The 21,476-nt window shown below is 64.4% G+C and carries 18 protein-coding genes; 13 read left to right on the plus strand and 5 right to left on the minus strand.

Features of this window, described 5'->3' with window-relative positions; translation table 11 throughout:
* Positions 1-3: 3 nt before the first annotated feature.
* Positions 4-867, minus strand: a complete 864-nt coding sequence (purU, locus tag XH98_RS22045) for a formyltetrahydrofolate deformylase (protein ID WP_220003110.1) — start codon at positions 865-867, stop codon at positions 4-6.
* Between the two features lie 175 nt (positions 868-1,042).
* On the opposite strand from purU, the gene XH98_RS22050 reads away from it, so the two are divergent.
* Positions 1,043-1,882: a uroporphyrinogen-III synthase gene (locus XH98_RS22050; protein ID WP_220003111.1), complete on the plus strand. Its 840-nt coding sequence runs from the start codon at positions 1,043-1,045 to the stop codon at positions 1,880-1,882.
* A 10-nt stretch (positions 1,883-1,892) separates the two neighbouring features.
* Here the strand turns inward: XH98_RS22050 and XH98_RS22055 are convergent, their stop codons facing one another.
* The 3 genes from XH98_RS22055 to XH98_RS22065 form a co-directional block, all read right to left on the minus strand.
* A complete protein-coding gene (locus XH98_RS22055) occupies positions 1,893-2,576 on the minus strand; it encodes a redoxin domain-containing protein (RefSeq protein ID WP_220003112.1) in 684 nt (227 codons plus the stop codon).
* A gap of 21 nt (positions 2,577-2,597) precedes the next feature.
* Positions 2,598-5,921: an adenylate/guanylate cyclase domain-containing protein gene (locus XH98_RS22060; RefSeq protein WP_271619915.1), complete on the minus strand. Its 3,324-nt coding sequence runs from the start codon at positions 5,919-5,921 to the stop codon at positions 2,598-2,600.
* 132 nt (positions 5,922-6,053) lie between these two features.
* Positions 6,054-6,728 carry a Crp/Fnr family transcriptional regulator gene (locus XH98_RS22065; RefSeq protein WP_271619916.1) on the minus strand — a complete coding sequence of 225 codons (675 nt, stop codon included), beginning with the start codon at positions 6,726-6,728 and terminating at the stop codon, positions 6,054-6,056.
* Between the two features lie 336 nt (positions 6,729-7,064).
* Here XH98_RS22065 and XH98_RS22070 point away from each other — a divergent pair, with 336 nt between their 5' ends.
* The 6 genes from XH98_RS22070 (at position 7,065) to XH98_RS22095 (ending at position 14,297) form a co-directional block, all read left to right on the plus strand.
* Positions 7,065-7,886 carry an ABC transporter ATP-binding protein gene (locus tag XH98_RS22070; protein WP_271619917.1) on the plus strand — a complete coding sequence of 274 codons (822 nt, stop codon included), beginning with the start codon at positions 7,065-7,067 and terminating at the stop codon, positions 7,884-7,886.
* Entirely contained in the window at positions 7,883-9,814 is a 1,932-nt protein-coding gene (locus tag XH98_RS22075) for a long-chain fatty acid--CoA ligase (protein ID WP_271619918.1), read from the plus strand. The genes XH98_RS22070 and XH98_RS22075 overlap by 4 nt, the downstream gene beginning before the upstream one ends.
* 178 nt (positions 9,815-9,992) lie before the next feature.
* The gene (locus XH98_RS22080; RefSeq protein ID WP_057749289.1) at positions 9,993-10,886 is read left to right on the plus strand and encodes a branched-chain amino acid ABC transporter permease; all 894 of its coding nucleotides are present in this window, start codon (positions 9,993-9,995) and stop codon (positions 10,884-10,886) included.
* A 3-nt stretch (positions 10,887-10,889) separates the two neighbouring features.
* Positions 10,890-11,963: a branched-chain amino acid ABC transporter permease gene (locus tag XH98_RS22085; RefSeq protein WP_271619919.1), complete on the plus strand. Its 1,074-nt coding sequence runs from the start codon at positions 10,890-10,892 to the stop codon at positions 11,961-11,963.
* Between the two features lie 44 nt (positions 11,964-12,007).
* Positions 12,008-13,294, plus strand: coding sequence for an ABC transporter substrate-binding protein (locus XH98_RS22090; protein ID WP_271619920.1), 1,287 nt, complete (start codon positions 12,008-12,010; stop codon positions 13,292-13,294).
* Positions 13,295-13,457: 163 nt separating this feature from the next.
* Positions 13,458-14,297 (plus strand): ABC transporter ATP-binding protein, encoded by an 840-nt coding sequence (locus tag XH98_RS22095; RefSeq protein WP_271619921.1) that lies wholly within the window; start codon positions 13,458-13,460, stop codon positions 14,295-14,297.
* Here XH98_RS22095 and XH98_RS22100 read toward each other — a convergent pair.
* Entirely contained in the window at positions 14,294-15,445 is a 1,152-nt protein-coding gene (locus tag XH98_RS22100) for an AGE family epimerase/isomerase (protein WP_271619922.1), read from the minus strand. The genes XH98_RS22095 and XH98_RS22100 overlap by 4 nt on opposite strands.
* 86 nt (positions 15,446-15,531) lie before the next feature.
* Between XH98_RS22100 and XH98_RS22105 the strand changes: the two genes are divergently transcribed.
* The 6 genes from XH98_RS22105 (at position 15,532) to XH98_RS22130 (ending at position 21,382) form a co-directional block, all read left to right on the plus strand.
* On the plus strand, positions 15,532-16,755 hold the full coding sequence (locus XH98_RS22105) for a phenylacetate--CoA ligase family protein (RefSeq protein ID WP_271619923.1): 1,224 nt from the start codon (positions 15,532-15,534) through the stop codon (positions 16,753-16,755).
* An 81-nt stretch (positions 16,756-16,836) separates the two neighbouring features.
* Complete coding sequence (locus XH98_RS22110) at positions 16,837-17,373, plus strand: D-glycero-alpha-D-manno-heptose-1,7-bisphosphate 7-phosphatase (protein ID WP_271619924.1); 537 nt, start codon at positions 16,837-16,839, stop codon at positions 17,371-17,373.
* Positions 17,374-17,490: 117 nt separating this feature from the next.
* Positions 17,491-18,675 (plus strand): CgeB family protein, encoded by a 1,185-nt coding sequence (locus tag XH98_RS22115; protein WP_271619925.1) that lies wholly within the window; start codon positions 17,491-17,493, stop codon positions 18,673-18,675.
* A 116-nt stretch (positions 18,676-18,791) separates the two neighbouring features.
* On the plus strand, positions 18,792-18,977 hold the full coding sequence (locus tag XH98_RS22120) for a hypothetical protein (RefSeq protein WP_271619926.1): 186 nt from the start codon (positions 18,792-18,794) through the stop codon (positions 18,975-18,977).
* Between the two features lie 7 nt (positions 18,978-18,984).
* Positions 18,985-20,106: a DegT/DnrJ/EryC1/StrS family aminotransferase gene (locus XH98_RS22125; RefSeq protein WP_271619927.1), complete on the plus strand. Its 1,122-nt coding sequence runs from the start codon at positions 18,985-18,987 to the stop codon at positions 20,104-20,106.
* Positions 20,107-20,179: 73 nt separating this feature from the next.
* Positions 20,180-21,382 (plus strand): glycosyltransferase, encoded by a 1,203-nt coding sequence (locus XH98_RS22130; protein WP_271619928.1) that lies wholly within the window; start codon positions 20,180-20,182, stop codon positions 21,380-21,382.
* The last annotated feature ends 94 nt before the right edge of the window (positions 21,383-21,476 follow it).

The following is a 21,476-nucleotide window of genomic DNA, read 5'->3' on the forward strand; positions in this document are numbered from 1 at the left end:
TCGCTAATCCACGAACACCACGGTCTTGCGGCCGTTGAGGATGACGCGGTCGTCGAGGTGATAGCGGATTGCGCGCGCGAGCACGCGGCGTTCGATGTCGCGGCCTTTGCGAACGAGATCCTCAGGCGTGTCGCGATGACTGATGCGCTCGACGTCCTGGTCGATGATCGGGCCTTCGTCGAGATCGCGCGTGACGTAATGGGCGGTGGCGCCGATCAGCTTCACGCCGCGCTCATGGGCCTGGTGATAGGGCTTGGCGCCCTTGAAGCCCGGCAGGAACGAGTGATGGATGTTGATGCAGCGTCCGGACAGTTTTGCCGACAGATCATCCGACAGGATCTGCATGTAGCGGGCGAGCACCACGAGATCGGTCCCGGTCCTGGCGGCGAGATCGAGGATCTGGGCCTCCTGCTCGCGCTTGGTCTCCTTGGTGACTGGCAGATAATGGAACGGTATCTCGCCGAAATCGAGCCCGGCATAGACCTCACGCGGGTGGTTGGAGACGATCGCGACCAGGCTCATCGGCAATTCGCCGGTGCGCCAGCGGTAGAGGATGTCGACCAGGCAATGGTCGGACTTTGACACCAGCAGCATCACCTTGCGATGCGCGGCGCGATCGCGCATCTGCCACTCCATGCCGAAACGCTCGGCGATCGCGGCAAAGCCGGTCTGCAGCGCCGCCAGTTCCACGGCGAGATCAGCCGCGGTGAACACCACGCGCATGAAGAATTTCTTGGTCTCGACGTCGTCGAACTGCTGGGCGTCGAGAATGTTCTGTCCGGAGTTCGCCAGGAAGGTCGACACCGCCGAGACGATGCCGGGACGATCCGGGCAGGACAGGGTCAGAACGTATTGATGATCGGGCATGGCTGTTAAAGAGATGGCTGTTGAAGAGATGGCTCTTGACGAAAGATTGGGCAGCGGCGCGGAACGACCCGCGATTTGCGCCCTGCTCTAGCACTGTGGCTGGCCTTGCGCCAATCCCGACGACGGAGTCAGGATGAACGGACGATTGCGATATTGGACTGACCGGAGCACGCCCATGGCCGACCGCTTGAACGGCACCCGCATCCTGATCCTGGAGACCCGCGAGGAGGCGCAGTTCTCGAAGCTCCTGGCCGAGCAGGGCGCCGAGGTCGTGCAATGCCCCATGTTCACCATTCAGGATGCGCCGGACCCGGCCCCCGTCGAAGCCTGGATCCGCCGCGCCATCGACAAGCCGTTTGACGACCTCGTGCTGATGACCGGTGAAGGCCTGCGGCGGATCATGAAGCTCGCGCGCACGCGCGGGCTCGACCAAGACTTTGTCGCGGCACTGGCCAAAACGCGAAAATTTACCCGCGGGCCGAAACCCGGCAAGGCGCTGCGTGAAATCGCGCTCGAGGCGCAGCAGACCACCGAGAAGCCGACCACCGAAGGCGTGATCGAGATGCTGGGCAAGCTCGACTTGAAGGGGCACCGCCTCGGCCTCCAGCTCTATCCGGACAAGGACCACAGCGCGCTGACCGGCGCACTCGCGGCGCAAGGTGCGGAGGTCGATACGGTGCTGCCTTACGTCTACGACTCCAAAGCCGCGAACGCCAATATCGTCGCCGCCATCGACGAGATGGCGGAGGGGCGCATCGACTCCATCGCGCTGACAAATCTTGGCCAGGTCCGCCGGCTGATCGAGGCGGCCAAGGCGCATGGCAGCGAAGCGAAGCTGCGCGCGGGGCTTGAGCGGACATTGATCGCCTCAGTCGGACCGGCCGTCTCCGGCGAACTCGCCGCGCATGGTTTGCGCACCGACGTTTCGCCGGCCGACGAAGCCTTCTTCATGCGCCCGCTGATCTCGGCGATGGCGGCGGCGTTGGCGGAAAGGCAGCCGAGGACGGCGAGCTGATCTTCCTTGCCTAGCTTGCCACCTGCGAGGCGGCCGACATCAGCTCCTGATGGCTCGGCGCTCCGAACATGCGCCGGCCGCCATCCGGAACCTCGGTGAAGGTCCAGCGCACGATCCCTTCCCGATCGAGCAGGAATTGGCCGAACAATTGGCCTGTGCCGCCTGCCGCCATGCGCTGGTCGGCTTCGGTCATCTCATAGCCATCCTTGTTGTTGAGGTACTCGGCGGCCGCCGGACGCGCCATCGGACCAGGCAATTCGCCGGGCATATCGACTGGTGGCATGCTCATGAGCACATCCATGCCGACCTTGCGCGGCCAATCGGTCTCGTTCTCCGTGAACTCGAGATTGGGCAAACCGAACGCACGATGCGAGACCCTCTCGGGGTCGGAGGCAGCGAGCAAGTTCGGCAGGGGATGATAGCGGAAGTAGAGCCGCGCCCGGTCGGCCGGCGTATTGACGATCGTGAGACTTTCAATGCCCCTTCCGCGCAGCGCGCCGTCGAGCTGGGCCTGCGCCGCGATGTGGCGCCGGCAGAATGGGCAGTGCAGGCCCCGAAACAAGCCGACCAATATCGGACGTTGCCCGCGGTAATCCTCGAGTGCGATCTTCCCTTCGCGTGTGATGGCCTCCAGCACGACGTTTGGTGCGCGATCACCCGGTTGAAGCGGTCCATCGACATGACGATCTGACATGGTTGAACTCCCTCACATTGGCTAGTCAAGAAACGGCAGTACGATCAGCCCAGCAGGATCGAGCCCATGCCGCTCACAGACATCATGGGCCAGCGCGAAATAACGCTCGGCCTCCGGCAGGTCGCCTCGATCAAGATTCAAAGTCGCAAGACCATCATAGCATGGAAAAAGCTGCTGCGGCTCACCGGTCTCACTCGCGACCTCGATGGCCTCGTGGTAGCAGCGCACGGCAAGGTCAGGCCGGAAATGGCATTGATGGATCTGCCCGAGCACGATCAAGGGTACCGGGAGATGCTCGCGCTGATCGAGCGCACGGTCGATCTCGATCGCTTTTTCGGCAGCCGGCACCCCCTCATCGGTGCATCTGTCCGTGAAGGTGCAACAGGCGACGGAAAAGTTGGCGAGAAGGCGCGCCTGGAAGCCGAGATCGCCAATGCGATGAGCGACATCGAGCCCACGCCGGCATACGTCGATGGCTTGCGCCGGGTCGATGATCGTGTAGAGCACTCCGAGGTTGGTGTAGCCGCGGCACGCCACATTGAGGAGGCCGGCGGCTTCGGCAGACGCGACACTTTGCTCCACCTCATGCACTGCATCCTGGTGTCGCCCAAGCCGCGCCAGCGCAACCCCTTTGGTGTTGAGCGCCTCCGCAATGGCGCGCGCCGCCTCGATGCCGGCCTGACCGTCCGCGTCCACCGACACAGAGCGCGCGTAACCGAGCGCCTCGTCGGCCCATCGCGCGGCAGCGACGTGATCACCCACACGAAACGCGAGACGGCCGCGCTCCTGCAGGAGGTGTGCCCACTCGATCGGCGCGTCGACCCCCGCAAGCCGCTCTGCCGCCTCGGCATAGTGCGCCTCCGCGTTGACGCGCTTGCCGGCGTCCCACAACAATCGGCCGAGATTGCGAAGAATTCGCGCCTCGCCGACGCGGTCCTCTGCCGCGCGGTATCGCTCCAGCGCGCATCGATAATGCTCCTCGGCCGTGCTTCGGCGGCCAGCCACGCGACAGAGGTCGGCAATGCGCTCGTGCAGGACGAGGCGTTCCGGCTCCCATTCGCTGCCGGTCGACAGTACGTCGAGCGACTGCTGGTAGAATCGAAGGGCATCGTCATTGGCGTAGCTTGCGCGTGCGCGATCGCCGGCAGCGCGCAGATAGCGCGCCCCTTTCGGCCTGCTCGCGCTCAGACTGAAGTGATGTCCGAGCAGTATGAGATCTTCGAGGCGCTCCGGCTCATCACCATAAAGCCGCTCCAGCGCGGCACCAATCCGTTCATGAAGCTCGATCCGGCGCTGCAGGAGCAGGTTTTGATAAATCACATCCTGAAGCATGGTTTGCGTAAAGCGGTAGGTCCGCAGGGAAATCGAGTTCGAGCCCGCGATCTCCTCGATGATCTCAACCTCGCACAGAAGTTCGAGCCCTGCATCAACCCTTGCCGGATCGGTTGCCGCAGCGCCGAGAACAGCCGCATCAAAGCGCGGACCGATCACCGCTGCCTCCTGTGCCAGGCGGCGCACCTGGTGCGGCAAGCGGTCGAGGCGCGCTAGCAACAAAGCCTGGATGCTCGCCGGAATGTCCGCGGCGGCTTCATCCGACTTCACCCGCCATAGCGCGCCGTCACGCTCCAGGGCGCCGGCTTCGATCAGGCCGCGGATGATCTCCTCGAGGAAAAGCGGATTGCCGCCGGCGCGATCGAGGATACGACTGAACAGGCGTCTCGGCGGTTCACGCCAACCGTGAATGAAATAGGCCGCGAGCAATCTTTGTCCGTCAACCTCGCCAAGTTGGGGTAGCCGAAGGGTTGCGTGACTGATTTTGCTCGAACCGAACTGGTCCAGTTCCAGCATCGGCCGATGCGTGAACAGCAGCATCAGCCGCGTCCGCTCCAAACGGTCCATCAGGAACCGCAACGCTTCAAGGGACACCGCGTCGGCCCAGTGCAGGTCCTCGACGACGATCAGCAGCGGCGACAGTGCCAGGCGGCGTTCAAAGATGGTGCGGATCGCGAAAAATATTTGCCGGCGGAGCTGTTCGGGCTCGACGTGCCTCAGCACGGCACTGGGGTCGCCGAGGCCGAGCACGTGCAGATAGAGGGGCATCAGGCGCTCGGCCTCGTCCGTCGCGAGGCCAAGTTCCGACAGCGCTTCCGCGACTTTCGCCTCTGCCTCCGCGGCGCCGGCCTTCTGCGCGATGCCATAGGCGCTGCGCAGCACCGCGGCGAGCGCGCCATAGGATTGTTCGCCGAGCGGCGAGCAGGCCGCCTGCCGGATCGCCACGCCTGCGAAGCGATCGTCATCGCGGATGCGGGCTACGAATTCGCTGACCAGGCGGGTTTTCCCGATGCCGGCTTCGCCGACCAGGCGCACCAGTTGAGCCGCGCCGCCGCACGCCAGATCAAGGCTGCCGATCATGCGCGCAAGCTCTGCGTCGCGGCCGATCACCGGCGCATTGAGGCCCAGCGCGTCGAGGCCTCGTGCCGCACGCGGCGTGTCGAGCGGCTCCTTCAGACGATGGATCAGAACGCTGCCCATCCTGCCCTTGAGCGAGACCTCGCCAAGCGAGTCGTAGGAGAACGCGTGCCGCGTCAAACGGTGGGTCAACGGGCCGACCAGCACCTCGCCCGGCGCCGCCATCGACTGCAGTCGCTGGGCGGTATTCACGGTGTCGCCGGTCACCGAATAGGATTTGGCGGCGCCCACACCGAGCCCGCCCGCGACGACGTGCCCGGTGTTGATGCCGACATGGAGCAGCAGGGGTGAGCCGGCATATGCCTTTGCGCGTTCGCTGAGACGCGCCGTCCGGCCGATCATATCGAGGGCAGCGCGGACCGCCCGCTCCGGGTCGTCCTCGTGTGCGGCCGGTGCACCGAACAGAGCAAGCAGCGCATCGCCGATGAATTTGTCCACGAAGCCGCCGAAGCTTTGCACCGCGGCCGTCAACTCCTCGAACAATTCGTTCTGAAGGGTCTGCATAACCTCCGGATCAAGCCGCTCGCTCATCGCAGTAAAGCCGCTGAGATCGGCAAACAGCACGGTGATGGTGCGGCGGTTCGCTTCGCTCTCGACCTCGCCCGAGAGAGGTCGAAATGCGGCTTGAGCTTCGGCCGTCGGCGCGAGCGGCGGAGAGGAGGACCGGATCGGCACCGTCCTCGGGCTCGTCCGCGCCGATGCCTGCCCGCTGCCCGTGGAGACCTCACAGACGAGGACGCCGCACTTCGGGCAATAGGCGAAATCCGGCGCGCATGGAAAGCCGCAGCCAGGGCATGCGTTCGGCTGCTTCGTGCCGCACTTCGGGCAGAAGGCAAAGCCGGCCTGGACCTCGAAACCGCAACCCGAGCACGTCATGGCTCAAGACCTCGCGGAAGCCGCGATCGCACGATTTGATGGGCCATACTGAATGGCCCACGATGTGGTCCACAATGGTCCCGGCGGGGCGGAAGAGCAAGCGGGCGACCGGTCTACCCACTCCAATGCGCGTTAATCCCCATATCCGCGCAGCCGCTCGACATCGAGGATTGTGACGCCGCCATATTCGAGCCGCAGCAGCCCCTCCTTCTCGAGCAGGTTCAATGCGCGGTTGGCGTTCTGCCTGGACATGCCGGAGAGCGCTCCGATCTCTTCTTGCGTGATCTCCAGATGCGCGGTCGATTCCGGATAGAGGATCGGGTTGAACAGCGAGGCGATACTGCGGGCAAGGCGCGCGGTGGCGTCCAGCGTGCGGTTGACCTCGAGCATGCCGATGAACTGGCCGAGCCGCTCGTTGAGCTGGCGCACCAGGAAGCGATTGAAGCCGACGCTGTTCTCGAACAGCCACATGAAGGCGCTACGTTCCATCAGCGCGACTCGGCTGTCGCGCAGCGCGACCACGTCGTAGCGGCGCAATTCGTTCTTGAGCACGCTGCCCTCGCCGAACCAGGCGCCGGCCGTCAACCCCGCAAGACTCGTCTCCTTGCCGTCGCGCGAAACGCCGCCCATGCGGGCGAGGCCGCTCACCATGCCGGCCCAATAGTCGAACTTGTCGCCGCGCATGAACACGGATTCGCCGGTGCCATAGGAGCGTTCGGTGATCCCGGCGCGGGCGACCTCGATCTCCGCTGGTGTGAGCTCGCGCGACCAGGCGGCGACGCGCCTCAGTTGACCCTCTGAAATCATGATCCCGAAGTCAGCCGCACCGTGTCGTCACCCCGTTCTTATGCTGCATCGCAACATCATCGTCCAGGCTCCCATCCGACGAAAGATGAAGGCCGCCTCGGTCCGAAAAACTTTGTCCCAGAATTGTCAGGCCGGAGACATTTCAAAATAGCGCTTTCCCCTATTGAGAACCACCTCGGGCGATGCGGCTTTTGATCCCAAACGGGGCGAAGGCGGTGCGGCTCCGGTCGGGACCATGTGCTGCATGGCCTCACCGACACAGCCGTACTAGGATCGCCCGGAAGGTACCGACGAAGAGCGCCGCAGAATGCGCCATCACCGGGAGGGATTTGTTTGGTGGTTACCAGTCTCGAAGTGCGCGGCGTGTCCTTGCGGTTCGGCGGAGTTCGCGCGCTGACCGACGTCAGCTTCGCCATCAACGAGGGCGAGCTGTTCTCGATCATCGGCCCCAACGGCGCCGGCAAGACCTCCATCGTGAATTGTATTTCCGGCCGCTATAAGCCGACCGAAGGCCAGCTGTTCTACCAGGGCCGCGACATCACGGGGCTGACCCCGAATGCGCGCCCCAAGCTCGGCATCGGCCGCACCTTCCAGAATCTGGCACTGTTCCACCATATGAGCGTGCTCGACAACATCATGGTCGGCCGCCATCACCTGCTGAAGAACAATTTCTTCACCGGATCGCTGTACTGGCTCACCGGCGCACGCAGGGAAGAGCTCGAACACCGCCGCAAGGTCGAGGAGATCATCGACTTCCTCGACCTCCAGTCGGTGCGCAAGGCCACCGCCGGCACCCTCCCCTACGGCCTGCGCAAGCGCGTCGAGCTCGCCCGCGCCATGGCGCTGGAGCCGCGCCTCATCCTCCTCGACGAGCCGATGGCCGGCATGAATTTCGAGGAGAAGGAGGACATGGCCCGCTACATCGTCGACCTCAACGAGGAGTTCGGTATGACGGTGGTGATGATCGAGCACGACATGGGCGTGGTGATGGATATCTCCCACCGCGTCATGGTGCTGGATTTCGGCCGCAAGATCGCCGAGGGCAATCCCGCCGCGGTGCTCGCCGATCCCCACGTCAAGCGCGCCTATCTCGGCGAAGAGGACGAGGCGCTGGTCGACCCCGACGATGCGCCGCCGGCGCAGGAGAGCGCGGCATGATGGATTACGCAGGGCGCGTCGCCCAGGCCGACACTTATCCGAAGATGCTGCGGCTCAATGCCAAGGAGCACGGCAATGAGATTGCGCTGCGCGAAAAGGATCTCGGCCTCTGGCGCCCGTTCACCTGGAACGATTACCAGACCCGCGTGCGCGACTTCGCGCTCGGCCTGGTTGAGCTCGGCCTTGGTCGCGGCGACGTCATCGGCATCATCGGCGATAACAGGCCGGATTGGGTGGCGGCAGAAGTAGCAACCCACGCGATCGGCGGATTGAGCCTGGGGCTCTATCGCGACGTGCTGGATGAAGAAGCCTCCTATCTCCTCAACTATGGCGAGGCACAGCTCGTGTTCGCCGAGGACGAGGAGCAGGTCGACAAGCTGCTGGCGCTGGCCGAGCGCGTGCCTGATCTCAAGCACATCATCTATTCCGATCCGCGCGGCATGCGGAAATATGACGACCCGCGGCTGATGTCGGCAGAGAAGTTCGCCGAGCTCGGCCGCGCTCGCGCGACCCGCGAGCCGGAGCTTTACGATCGCCTGGTCGATGCCACCAAGGGCGAGGACGTCGCCATCCTCTGCACGACGTCAGGCACGACCTCGCATCCAAAGCTCGCGATGCTCGCCGCCGGCCGCGTGCTCGGCCATTGCGCGACCTATCTGGCTTTCGACCCCAAAGGCCCTGATGACGAATACGTCTCGGTGCTGCCGCTGCCCTGGATCATGGAGCAGGTCTATGTGCTCGGCAAAGGCCTGCTTTGCCGGATGAAGATCAACTTCGTCGAAGAGCCCGATACGATGATGAACGATCTGCGCGAGATCGCGCCGACATTCGTGCTCTTTGCCCCCAGGGTCTGGGAATCCATCGCCGCCGATGTCCGCGCCAAGATCATGGATGCGACGCCCTTCAAGCAGCGCCTGTTCGACATCGGCATGAAGTCGGGACTTGCCGCGCTCGAACAGGGCAAGCGCTCCGGCTTTGCCGACGCGATCCTGTTCCGCGCGCTGCGCGACCGCCTCGGCTTCACCCGCCTGCGCTCGGCTGCCACCGGCGGCGCGGCCCTCGGGCCCGATACCTTCAAGTTCTTCCAGGCCATGGGCGTGCCGCTGCGCACGCTCTACGGCCAGACGGAATTGCTCGGCGCCTACACGCTGCATCCCGAGGGCAAGGTCGACCCTGACACGACAGGCGTGCCAATGGCCGACACTATCGAGATCCGTATCGACAATGCCGACATCCACGGCGTCGGCGAGATCGTGGTGCGGCACCCCAACATGTTCCTGGGCTATTACAAGAACCCGGAAGCGAGCGTCGCCGATATCAGGGACGGCTGGATGCTGTCGGGCGATGCCGGCTATTTCAACGCAAACAGGCAGCTCGTGGTCATCGACCGCATCAAGGATCTCGCCGAGACCTCGCGCGGCGAGCGCTTCTCGCCGCAGTTCATCGAGAACAAGCTGAAATTCTCGCCCTATATCGCCGAGGCCGTGGTGCTGGGCGCCGGACGTGACGCGCTCGCGGCAATGATCTGCATCCGCTATTCCATCATCTCGAAATGGGCGGAGAAGAACCGCCTCTCCTTCACGACCTACAGCGACCTTGCCTCGCGCCCCGAGGTCTACGCGCTGCTCCAGAAGGAGGTCGAGACCGTCAACGCCACGCTGCCGCCGGCGCAACGCATCTCGCGCTTCCTGCTGCTCTACAAGGAGCTGGATGCCGACGACGGCGAGCTCACCCGCACAAGAAAGGTGCGCCGCGGCGTCATCAACGAGAAATACGCTGAAATCATCGACGCGATCTACCGCGGCGATGCCGACATCCCCGTCGACACCGTGATTCGCTTCCAGGACGGCACCACGCAGCGTGTACGAACGACGCTGCGCGTGGTGGACCTCGGCGGGCACGGCCACATCGCGGAGGCTGCGGAGTGAATTCACTTCCAGCCCAGCCCGCCGCTACCCTTCGCCTCTCCCCGCTTGCGGCAAGGCTTTGCTACATGCACTCCGTCATTGCGAGCGCAGCGAAGCAATCCAGACTGACTTCGCGGCAAGATGCTGGATTGCTTCGCTGCGCTCGCAATGACGATGAGGGTGCGGCAGGAGACCATAAATGAACACCGCCTTCCTCATCCAGCTCCTGGTCAACGGTCTCGTGGTCGGTACGCTCTATGGCGTGGTCGCGATGTCGTTCGTGCTGATCTACAAGGCGACCCAGGTCGTCAATTTCGCGCAGGGTGAATTGCTGCTGGTCGGCGCCTGGGTGTGCTGGGCGCTGCTCGCCAAGTACCAGGTGCCGTTCTGGATCGGCATGCCGATCACGCTGGTGTTCATGTTCGTGTTCGGCATCGCGATCCAGGTCCTGATCCTGCGTCCGATGATCGGCGAGCCGATCATCTCGGTGATCATGGTGACGATCGGCCTCTCCACCGTGCTCCAGGCGACGCTGAAATGGATGTTCGGCGTCAATCCGCAGCCGTTCCCGCGCGTGTTCGAGAGCCAGTCCGTCGGACTGTTCGGCCTCCAGATCCAGACCGTCTATGTCATGAGCCTCGTCGTCTCGCTCGCGATGATGATCGGCATGGCCTGGTTCTTCCGCGCCTCGAAGTACGGCCTTGCGATGCGCGCCACGGCGTTCAATCAGCAAGTCGCGCAGTCGCTCGGCATTTCCGTCAAGAGCGTGTTCGCGATGGCCTGGGCGATCTCGGCCACCGTCTCGGCGGTCGCAGGGGTCGTCGTCGCCGTGGTGAACGGCGTGTCCTCGGGCCTTGCCGCCTACGGCATCAAAGTGTTTCCGGCGGCGATCCTAGGCGGGCTCGATTCCGTCGGCGGCGCGGTGCTCGGCGGCATCATCATCGGCCTGCTCGAGAACGTCGCGCAATATGTCGACAGCCAGTACCTGCACTGGGGCAATCTCTACGAGATCGCACCCTTCTATGTCCTCATCATCGTGCTGATGATCAAGCCTTACGGCCTGTTCGGCACCCACGACATCGAGCGGATCTGACCCATGGCCGGCCCTGCCCTCATCCCTGCTGGTGATTTCCGCACCTCCTACGCGGCCGACACCACGATCTTCCCGACCACGACCAGCCGCAACTTCGCGATTCTCGGCGTGCTGCTGCTCTGTCTCGTGCCGCAGGTCCTCGGCGGATACTGGCTCAGCATCCTGATCCAGATCGGCATCTTCTCGATCGCGGCGCTGGGCCTCAACATCCTGGTCGGCTTCACCGGGCAGATCTCGATCGGGCATGCCGCCTTCTTCCTGCTCGGCGCCTTCACCTCGGCCTATCTCTCCAACAACGCGCCGATTCCGGTGTTCTTCGCGATCCCGCTCGCCGGTGTCGTCACCGCGATGGTCGGGTTGATCTTCGGCATCCCCGCGGCCCGATTGAAGGGACTCTACCTCGTCATCGCGACGCTGGCCGCGCAATACATCCTGCTCGACTTCTTCTCCCGCGCGGAATGGTTTTCGGGCGGCTCGGTACCTGCGAGCGCCGAGCCGTTCTCGATTCTGGGCTACACGCTGCGCGGCGACAGGCAGTATTTCTACGTCGTGCTGGCCTACGTGCTGGCGAGCTACATCCTTGTCACCAACCTGATGCGCACGCGCGACGGCCGCGCGCTGGTGGCGATCCGCGACCACTATCTCTCCGCCGAGATCATGGGCATCAACCTCACCAAATATCGCACGCTGTCGTTTGGCCTGGCCGCCTTCTTCGCCGGCATCGCCGGCGCGCTCTACGCGCATTACCAGCTCGTCGTCTCGCAGGAAGGGTTCGGCATCGAGCGCTCGATCCTGTTCCTCGCCATGATCATCATCGGCGGCACCGGCTCGATCATGGGCACGCTGATGGGCACCGCCTTCGTGGTGCTGCTGCCGGAATCCATGGAATTCATCAGCCTGCACTTGAAGGGCGGGGCGATCGACAAGGCGCTGTCGCTCAACAACAACATCACCTTCCTGCGCGAGATCGCGATCGGGGTGATCATCATCGCATTCCTGATGTTCGAGCCTGACGGGCTCGCGCATCGCTGGCGGCAGATCAAGGCGTACTGGAAACTCTACCCGTTCTCGCATTGAGCACGGGCAACTTCACTTAAACAATAAACAGGAGGAACCGACCCATGAAGTTGATGAAGTCTCTTTTGAGCACCGCATCGCTCGCGCTCGCGATTGCCGCATACTCCGCAGGCGCGCAGGCGCAGATCGCGATCGGGCATCTCGCCGATTATTCCGGCGGCACCTCCGACGTCGGCACGCCGTTTGGACAGGCCGTCGCCGACACCTTCGCCTGGGTCAACAAGAACGGCGGCATCGGCGGGAAGCAGGTCAACCTCGACACCAACGACTATGGCTACCAGGTGCCCCGCGCGATCGCGCTCTACAAGAAATGGTCGGCACCGGACGGCAAGGTCGCCGCGATCATGGGCTGGGGCACCGCCGACACCGAAGCGCTGACCGGCTTCCTCGCCCAGGACAAGATCCCCGACATGTCGGGCTCTTATGCCGCGGCGCTGACCGATCCCGAAGGCACCAGCGGCAAGGCCAAGCCCGCGCCCTACAATTTCTTCTACGGCCCGAGCTATTCGGACTCGCTGCGCGCGATGCTGATGTGGGCGGCCGAGGACTGGAAGGCCAAGGGCAAGCCCGGCAAGCCGAAATTCGTGCACATGGGCGCCAACCACCCCTATCCGAACGCGCCGAAGGCCGCCGGCGAAGCCATGGCGCAGGAGCTCGGCTTCGAGGTGCTGCCGCCACTGGTGTTCGCACTCGCCCCGGGCGACTACAGCGCACAGTGCCTGAGCCTGAAATCCTCGGGCGCCAACTACGCCTATCTCGGCAACACCGCGGCCTCCAACATCTCGGTGATGAAGGCCTGCAAGACTGCGGGCGTCGAGATCCAGTTCCTCGGCAATGTCTGGGGCATGGACGAGAACGCCGCCAAGACGGCCGGCGACGCCGCCGATGGCGTGATCTTCCCGCTGCGCACCGCCGTAAGCTGGAACGGCGATGCGCCCGGCATGAAGACGCTGATGGAGATTTCCAAGATGTCGGACCCCACGGGCAAGGTCTATCGCCCGGTGCACTACGTCGCAGCGGTCTGCTCGGCACTCTACATGAAGGAGGCAGTCGACTGGGCCGCCAAGAACGGCGGCGCCACCGGCGAGAACGTCGCCAAGGGCTTTTATCAGAAGAAGGATTGGGTGCCGGCGGGGATGGAAGGCGTCTGCAATCCCTCGACCTGGACCGACAAGGACCACCGCGGCACGCTGAAGGTCGATCTCTATCGCACCAAGATATCAGGCGGCACCGACGCCGATCTCAACGACCTCATGGCCAAGGGCACGATCAAGCTCGAAAAGGTCAAGACGGTCGAGCTGCCGCGCAAGCCGGAATTGCTGGGGTGGTGAGCGGCGCCGCCCCCACACCCACAACTGTCATCCCCCGCCTTGTGCGCATTGCGCACTGGAGCGGGGGATCCGGTACGCCGCGGCTTCTCGAGGAACCTCAGGCGTCTCTGGAATACTGGGTCACCCGCCTTCGCGGGTGACGACACCGAGAAAGTAACTGACCATGAGTGAAACGGCTCACATCGAGCGCCCCTCGCCCAGCATCGTCCCCGCACCGCCCCTCCTCGCCGTGCGCAACATCGAGGTCGTCTATGACGACGTCATCCTGGTGCTGCGCGGCCTCAGCCTCGACGTGCCCAAGGGCGCGATCGTGGCGCTGCTCGGGGCCAACGGCGCCGGCAAGTCGACGACGCTGAAAGCGATCTCTGGTCTGCTCAAGACCGAGGATGGCGAGGTCACGCGCGGCCAGATCCTGTTCGAGGGCGAGCCCATCGCCGGCATAGATCCCGACAAGATCGTCCGCCGCGGCATTTTCCAGGTGATGGAGGGCCGGCGCATCGTCGCCGACATGACGTCGCTGGAAAACCTCAGGCTTGGCGCCTTCACCCGCAGGGACCGCGAGGTCGACGTCGATCTCGACATGGTCTTCAATTATTTCCCGCGCCTGAAAGAGCGCACGGGCCTTGCCGGCTATCTCTCCGGCGGCGAGCAGCAGATGCTGGCAATCGGCCGCGCGCTGATGGCACGCCCGAAGATGATCCTGATGGACGAGCCGTCGATGGGCCTGTCGCCGCTGCTGGTGAAAGAGGTGTTCTCCATCATCCAGAAGATCAACCGCGACCTCGGCGTCACCATCCTCCTGGTCGAGCAGAACGCGCGCGCCGCGCTGTCGGTGGCGAGCCATGGCTATATCATGGAGCAGGGCAAGGTCGTGCTCGACGGCACCGCCGAGGAATTGCGCGACAACGAGGACGTCAAGGAATTCTATCTTGGCGGCGCCGGCGACCAGCGCAAGAGCTTCAAGAACCTCAAGAGCTTCAAGCGGCGCAAAAGGTGGCTTTAACTTTCGAGCACCTGCTCTGCTTCCGTGACCGCACAGAGAACATGATAGAACGAAGACGCAGGAATGGTGTCGATCAGCGATTTGCCGTCGCCGTCGAACTGGTCGTACCAGCCGCCGCGCACGGGATGGCTGAGATAGTAACGTTCGAGCCGCACCAGCGCCGCGCGCGCTTCCTCCGCCGCGCCTGCTTCGCCCGACTCGGCCTGCGCGATCCACGCTTTCGCAAGCTCGGTTTGCGGCCACAGCCGGCGCGTCGCGCGACGGATGTTGCCGGCATCGTTGCCTTCGTCGACCACACAGCCGGTGGCGTCGCGATAGCGCAGTGCGGTCGCCAGCAGTTCTGCGCGCCGCGTGCCCGTCGGGCAGCCCGTGATGCGTTCAAACCCTTTCAGCAGCCAGACCCATTCCGCCTGATGCCCCGGCTCGACGCTGACGGGCTCAATCTTCGACCAATCCTCCTCGAAATATTCCCCGAGCACGCACCTGCGCTTGTCGTAGAGATTGGCGAGGAACAGCGCGAAGAACTCGCCGGCTCTGTTCTGGAACGACAGATCGTGGGTCGCGTCGAAACACGCGATCATCGCCTCGAACAGATGCATGTGCGGGTTCTGCCGGCGCGGCAGCGACACCGGCAGGCCTTCGTGCACGCCGCCGTGCGGCGAGCGCAGATGGCCGTCGAGGAAAGCAAGCAACGCGTCGATCTCGGCGCGGATTTGCGCGTCCTGGTCGAGCGAATAGACAGTCGCCAGCGCAAACAGGATGAAGGCGTGATCATAGGCATCTCGCCGCGCATCCAGCACCGCGCCATCGGGCGTCAGCCGGTGCACATAGCCGGGCTTGCCGTCGGGCGCCTTGGCCTTCGCAAGCATGTGCTCGAGCCCTTTCAGCGCGATGGCGCGGCCTTGCGGATACCACCCCATCTGCGCCGCCTTGGCGTAGCAATAGATCTGCCGCGCCTGCACGAACACGCGACGCGGCGCGGCCACGTCAGCTGTGCCGTCGCGGTGCAGGCGGTCGATGAAACCGCCCGTCTGATGGTCCCAGCCGACGGTCGACCACAGCGGGATCGCGTCCTCGATCATGCGGCGCTTCAGGCGCGCGACGACGCCAGCCGTCTCCTCCACCGGAATGATGCTCTCGTCCGCCATCGCGCCCTCTCCGCGCCCAGTCAATGGCCGTCTGATACCCATGCGAGCGGCTGCGTGCAACGGATGCCAACCCGGAAAGATCTGCCATGACCGCCCATTACGACACCCTCGAGACGCGCGAGCATGCGGCGCGCGAGGCCGATTTGTTCGCCCGCCTGCCGGACGTGCTGAGCAGCGCCATGGCCGCACCGGCCTATGCCGAGCGGTTCAAGGGCATCGATCCGGCCTCGGTGACCTCCAGAGCGGCGCTGGCCCGCCTGCCGGTGCTGCGCAAGTCGGAACTGCCGGCCCTGCACAAGGCCTCCCAGCCCTTCGGCGGCTTCGTCGCCGCGGCGCCTGGGTCGTTCGCACGCCTGTTCACTTCCCCGGGCCCAATCTTCGAGCCGGAAGGACGCCAGGCCGACCCCTGGCGCGGCGCCCGGGCCCTGTTTGCCGCCGGGTTCCGGCCCCAGGACATCGTGCTCAACACATTCAGCTACCACCTCACCCCCGGCGGCTTCATCTTCGATTCCTCCGCACGCGCGCTCGGCTGCGCCGTGATTCCCGCCGGTCCCGGCAATACCGAGCAGCAATTCGAGCTGATCGAGGCCTACCGCCCCGTCGGCTACAGCGGCACACCTGATTTCCTGAAGATCCTGCTCGACGCCGCAGTGACCGCGGGCCGCGACGTCTCCTCGATCAAGCGCGCGCTGGTCTCGGGCGCAGCATTCCCGCCCTCCCTCCAGGCCGAGATCAAGGCGCGCGGCATCGACGCCTACCAGGCGTTCGGCACGGCCGATCTTGGCCTCATTGCATTCGAGACCGAGGCGCGCGACGGCATGGTCGTCAACGAGGATCTGATCATGGAGATCGTCAAACCCGGCACTAGCGATCCGGTGGCGCCGGGCGACGTCGGCGAGATCGTCGTAACCTCGCTCGATCCGCATCATCCCTGGATTCGGCTGGCGCTCGGCGACCTCACCGCTTCGCTGCCCGGCACGAGCCCATGCGGGCGCACCAATATGCGCATCAAGGGCTGGATGGGCCGCGCCGACCAGACCACCAAGGTCAAGGGCATGTTCGTCCGCCCCGAGCAGATCGCCGAGATCGGCAAGCGCCATCCCGCGCTCGGAAGGCTACGCCTTGTCGTCACCCGCCAGGGTGAGACCGACGCGATGACGCTGAAGGCCGAGACGGGCGCATCGAGCGATGCGCTGCGCGAAGAGATCGCCGGCAGCCTGCGGGCCGTGACCAAGCTCGGCGGCGCCGTCGAACTGGTCAGCCCTGGCGCGCTGCCGAACGATGGCAAGGTGATCGCGGATGAGAGGTAGCGGCACGGTAACGATCTGCTTGACAAGTTGCCGCCCGAACGGTGAACAAGGACCGCAGAACACCTGTTTCGGTACGCCATGATGACGACTTCGACACGCCCGGCCGTCTTCTTCGACCGCGACGGTGTGCTCAATCACGACGCCGGCTACTTGTTCGAGGCGAGCAAGTTCGAATGGATGGACGGAGCGCGCGAGGCGGTCAGGCTCGTGAACGAAGCTGGCTATTTCGCCTTCGTCGTCACCAACCAGTCCGGCGTCGCCCGCGGCTTCTACAGGGAGCGCGACGTGGAGGCGTTGCATCGCTGGATGGCCGACGAGCTGGCCGCGGTCGGTGCGCGTATCGATGCATTCGAGTACTGCCCCGACCATCCCGAGGGCGTGATCGAGCGCTACCGGCGCGACAGCGACCGGCGCAAGCCCGGGCCCGGCATGATCATCGATCTGATGAAGCGATTTCCCGTCGCAGCCGACCGCAGCATCCTGATCGGAGACCAGCCGCGCGACTTGGATGCGGCGCGCGCCGCGGGCATCCGCGGCCTACTGTTTCGGGAAGGCAATCTTGCGACTTTCGTGCGCGAGGCGCTGAAACTCGCTGAGGCCACTCCACCCCCGCGTTGAAATTCCCCCGCTCCCGGGATAGTCGTCTGTGGGAGGGCTCACGTGCAGAGCAGTGGTGCTCCTTTGTTCGTGGTACACGACGCCACGCAGCATCCAGCGAACGGAGCCCCAAGTCTCGTGCGTGTCCTCATCCTCAACGCCGACTATCCGCGCTTCCTCGCCTGGCTCTACCGGCGCCATCCAGGCCTCGACGGCGCGCCCTACGACACGCAGATGGCGGCGCGCAATGCCAGCCTGTTCGGCGTTGCCAATTTCTATTCGCGCAATTTCGCCGCGGCGGGACACGTCGCCGCCGACATCCACGTGAACAATCCCTGGATGCGGGCGGCGTGGGCGCGGGAGCGTGGACTTGCCGTCGAGCAGCCGCCATCACCCGATGCGTCGGTGCAGCAGCCCGCGATTCCAGGTTGGCTGCTGCGCGCCGTCGCACCGTTCAAGCCGGTCCTCCGGCCGCTCGCGCGCAAAGTGGGTCTCAGCCCGCGGCTCGATCCGGAGGCCGAGAGCGTCCTGCTGGCGCAGATCGAGGAGTTCAAGCCGGACCTGATCCTCAATCAGGATCTCTTCCACGTCGACACGCGCCTGGCCCGCCGGATCAAGCAGATGGGCCGCCCCATCCTGCTCGGCCAGGTCGGAATCGTGCCGTCGCGCGGCGAGGATTGGGCGGTCTACGATCTCCTGGTCTCGCAGATATCGGCGGTGGTCGATTCTTTTCGGGCCCAGGGCGCGCGCTCCGAGCTGATCCACCTGGGGTTCGAGCCAGGCATCCTCGACGTCCTGCCGCCGGCGCCTGAACGACACATCGACGTCTCCTTCGTCGGCGCGATCTCGGCCGACCACCAGCAGCGGGTCGCGCTACTCGAAGCGGTGGCGCAAAAGTACGATCTGAAACTCTACGGCAGCGGCCTGAACAGCCTCCCCGCCTCCTCGCCGTTGCACCGATGCTATCAGGGCGAGGTCTGGGGCGTAGAAATGTACCAAGCGCTGCGCGCGTCGCACGTCACGCTCAATTCACATATCGATATGGCCGGGCGCGAGGCCGGTAATGCGCGCCTGTTCGAGGCGACCGGCGTCGGAACCTTCCTCCTGACCGACTACAAGGACAATCTTCATACGCTGTTCGACGACGGCCGCGAGGTCGCGGCCTGGCGCTCGGTGGACCACTGCCTCGAGCTGATTGACCGTTACCTCGCGAACGCGGACGAGCGCCGCGCGATTGCCGCGGCCGGACAGGCGCGGACGCTGTCGACGCACACATTCAGGCAGCGGATCGACCACCTCCTCCGCTTGGCCGGTCAAGTCTAAGATCGAGCGCGTCCCGACGCTGGCCGGTCCGCCCTTGACGGTGCCAGCCAAAATGGCCAGAGTATCGCAACATGACGCTATGTCGCTCTAATTCCTAGACTTTTTCGAGACAAACGATGAAACACGTCGAACAGATTCGATTCGGCGATCTTCATGCCATGATCGAGCGCGCCTCCTTCCGCAAACCCTATTTCTACTCACCACCCGAGCTGCCGCAGCAAAGCCCCCATGCCGGCGAGAACGACAAGACTCGTTTTCCGAAGCCGCGCCGTCCAAGATCAAAGGTCCAGCCCTGTGACTGAAAAGCATGTGAGTGAAGCGTTCATCCCCGTTAACACGCCGCTGCTCGACGGAAACGAGGCTGAGTATCTGGCGGAGTGCATCCGGACCGGTTGGATTTCGTCCGAAGGTCCATTCATCAAGCGCTTCGAGCAAGCGATGGCGGAAGCTGCCGGTCGCCGCCACGGCATCGCCGTCAGCAATGGATCTGTTGCGCTCGACATCGCCGTGCATGCGCTCGGACTTCAGCCCGGTGACGAGGTCATCATTCCGACCTTCACGATCATCAGCTGCGCCGCCGCCGTCATTCGGGCGGGGCTGGTCCCGGTTGGCGTCGATTGCGATCCCGCAACCTGGAACATGACGATCGAGGGCGTCGAGGCCGCGATCACGCCGCGCACGCGAGCGATCATGCTGGTTCACATCTACGGCCTGCCGGTCGATCTCGAACCGATCATGGAGCTCGCCAAGACGCGCGGCCTGAAGGTGATCGAGGACGCCGCCGAAATGCACGGCCAGACCTATCGCGGCGCGCCCTGCGGCAGCTTCGGAGACGTCTCGACCTTCAGTTTCTATCCGAACAAGCACGTCACGACCGGTGAAGGCGGCATGATCCTCACCGACGACGATGCCCTGGCTGAACGTCTCGCAAGCCTTCGCAATCTCTGCTTCCAGCCGCAGCAGCGCTTCGTCCACGAGGAGCTGGGCTGGAACGCGCGCATGACGAATCTGCAAGCCGCCCTTGGCGTCGCCCAGGTCGAGCGCCTGCCACGGACCGTCGAGATCAAGCGCCGCATCGGCCAGCTCTATGACCAGCATCTCGCTGATGTCACCAGCATCCGCCGTCCCGTCGCCAGAACCAACTATGCCGACAACATCTACTGGGTCTATGGCGTCGTGCTGAACGACGACGTCGCCTTCGACGCCAAGGAGGCGATGCGGCGCCTGGCGCAGAAGGGCATCGGAACGCGGCCATTCTTCTGGTGTATGCACGAGCAACCGGTGCTGCGCCGCATGGGCTTGATGCTGAATGAAAGGCATCCTCACGCGGAATATATCGCGCGCCGCGGCTTTTATCTGCCAAGCGGGCTTGCCTTGACCGAGGAAGAAATCGCCCGGTCGGCGCAGGCGCTCAGGGAGATTTTGCCGTGACGGTGTTCGCGCACGACGCGCCCATCGAACAGGACAGCGCCGCCTCCTCCGCCGCGAGAAAGGCCACGCAGCCGTGAAGCGCTACCACGTCGGTATCTTCCTCGAGCTGCCGCTCGATGTCGGCGGCGGCTTCCAGCAGTCGCTTACCGAGATCATCTGGATGCGCGACTGGGCCAGGACCGCCGACATCGACGTCACTGTGTTCACGACCCTTCCCGACAATGTTGCGATCCTCGCCGGTCTTGGCATCGACAGTGTGTGTCTGAAGCTCGGCTGGCTCGACCGTCTGATTCTGTTTCTGAAATATCTCGGACCGTTCGACCTGCTGCAATACACCATGCGGATCCGCGCGCCATTCGAGAGAAAGCTGATCAGAGCCGGCGTCGACATCGTCTATTTCACCACCACGTCGAACTGGAACCTGGCGCTCTACCAACTGCCGTTCATCATCACAATCTTCGACGGCTGCTTCCGCGACAGTCCTGAATTCGACGAGGTGCGCGCGTTCGCCCAGTTCGAGCGCCGCGACACGGTATGGCGCAACGGCGTCATCAAAGCCTCGGTGGTCGTCACCAACGCCGACGAGCTGATCGACATGCTGTGCCGGCGCTATGCCATGGAGCGCGATCACGCCGTCTGCATCCCGTTCTCACCGTCACCCTACGTGTCGCGATCGGACGCGGCCGGGGATAGCGCGGTCCTCAAGAAGCACGGCATCGAGCCGGGCTATCTGTTCTATCCGGCGCAGTTCTGGCCGCACAAGAACCATGCAACCATCCTGCTTGCGATGCGTCTGCTCAGGGACCAAGGCGTGAAGCACAGGCTGGTGCTCTGCGGTTCCGATCGCGGCGCGCGTGCCGGATTCGAGGCGCTGGTGATGCAGCACGGTCTCGGCGATTGCGTGCAAATACTTGGCTTTGTCCCCTCCGTGGAGCTCGGCGCGCTCTATCGCGGCGCCAGCGCGCTGGTGATGGCCACGTATTTCGGCCCGACCAATCTGCCTCCGCTCGAGGCATGGGAGATCGGCACGCCGGTGATCTATCCGGAAGCCTTCCAGGCGCAGGCCGGCGACGCGGCCATCCTGTTCGACTACGACGATCCCGCCTCGCTCGCGCGAGCTATCACCAAGGTCGGCTCGGCCGACGAGCGGGCTCGGCTCGCCATCGCGGGCAAGCAAAGGCTTGCTCACTTCGCGGAGCGGATCGACGAAGGACATCGGCAGCTTGCGCGGCACTTGATGCGGCTACGGTACCGCCGGTATCCCCAGAACTACTGACGTTGGGTCGAGAGTTCCGGAAGGGGCCGCCGCGCACAGGCTGTTTTTCACCCGCCCTTCGCCGGGAGGCTTGACAGATACGCCTGGTAGGCGT

Source organism: Bradyrhizobium sp. CCBAU 51745 (genome assembly GCF_028128715.1).
Classification (GTDB): domain Bacteria; phylum Pseudomonadota; class Alphaproteobacteria; order Rhizobiales; family Xanthobacteraceae; genus Bradyrhizobium; species Bradyrhizobium manausense.

Coding starts and splice junctions, on each gene's coding strand:
- purU (WP_220003110.1), bottom strand. CDS start 867: ATGCCCGATCATCAATACGTTCTGACCCTGTCCTGCCCGGATCGTCCC.
- XH98_RS22050 (WP_220003111.1), top strand. CDS start 1,043: ATGGCCGACCGCTTGAACGGCACCCGCATCCTGATCCTGGAGACCCGC.
- XH98_RS22055 (WP_220003112.1), bottom strand. CDS start 2,576: ATGTCAGATCGTCATGTCGATGGACCGCTTCAACCGGGTGATCGCGCA.
- XH98_RS22060 (WP_271619915.1), bottom strand. CDS start 5,921: ATGACGTGCTCGGGTTGCGGTTTCGAGGTCCAGGCCGGCTTTGCCTTC.
- XH98_RS22065 (WP_271619916.1), bottom strand. CDS start 6,728: ATGATTTCAGAGGGTCAACTGAGGCGCGTCGCCGCCTGGTCGCGCGAG.
- XH98_RS22075 (WP_271619918.1), top strand. CDS start 7,883: ATGATGGATTACGCAGGGCGCGTCGCCCAGGCCGACACTTATCCGAAG.
- XH98_RS22080 (WP_057749289.1), top strand. CDS start 9,993: ATGAACACCGCCTTCCTCATCCAGCTCCTGGTCAACGGTCTCGTGGTC.
- XH98_RS22085 (WP_271619919.1), top strand. CDS start 10,890: ATGGCCGGCCCTGCCCTCATCCCTGCTGGTGATTTCCGCACCTCCTAC.
- XH98_RS22090 (WP_271619920.1), top strand. CDS start 12,008: ATGAAGTTGATGAAGTCTCTTTTGAGCACCGCATCGCTCGCGCTCGCG.
- XH98_RS22095 (WP_271619921.1), top strand. CDS start 13,458: ATGAGTGAAACGGCTCACATCGAGCGCCCCTCGCCCAGCATCGTCCCC.
- XH98_RS22100 (WP_271619922.1), bottom strand. CDS start 15,445: ATGGCGGACGAGAGCATCATTCCGGTGGAGGAGACGGCTGGCGTCGTC.
- XH98_RS22105 (WP_271619923.1), top strand. CDS start 15,532: ATGACCGCCCATTACGACACCCTCGAGACGCGCGAGCATGCGGCGCGC.
- XH98_RS22110 (WP_271619924.1), top strand. CDS start 16,837: ATGACGACTTCGACACGCCCGGCCGTCTTCTTCGACCGCGACGGTGTG.
- XH98_RS22120 (WP_271619926.1), top strand. CDS start 18,792: ATGAAACACGTCGAACAGATTCGATTCGGCGATCTTCATGCCATGATC.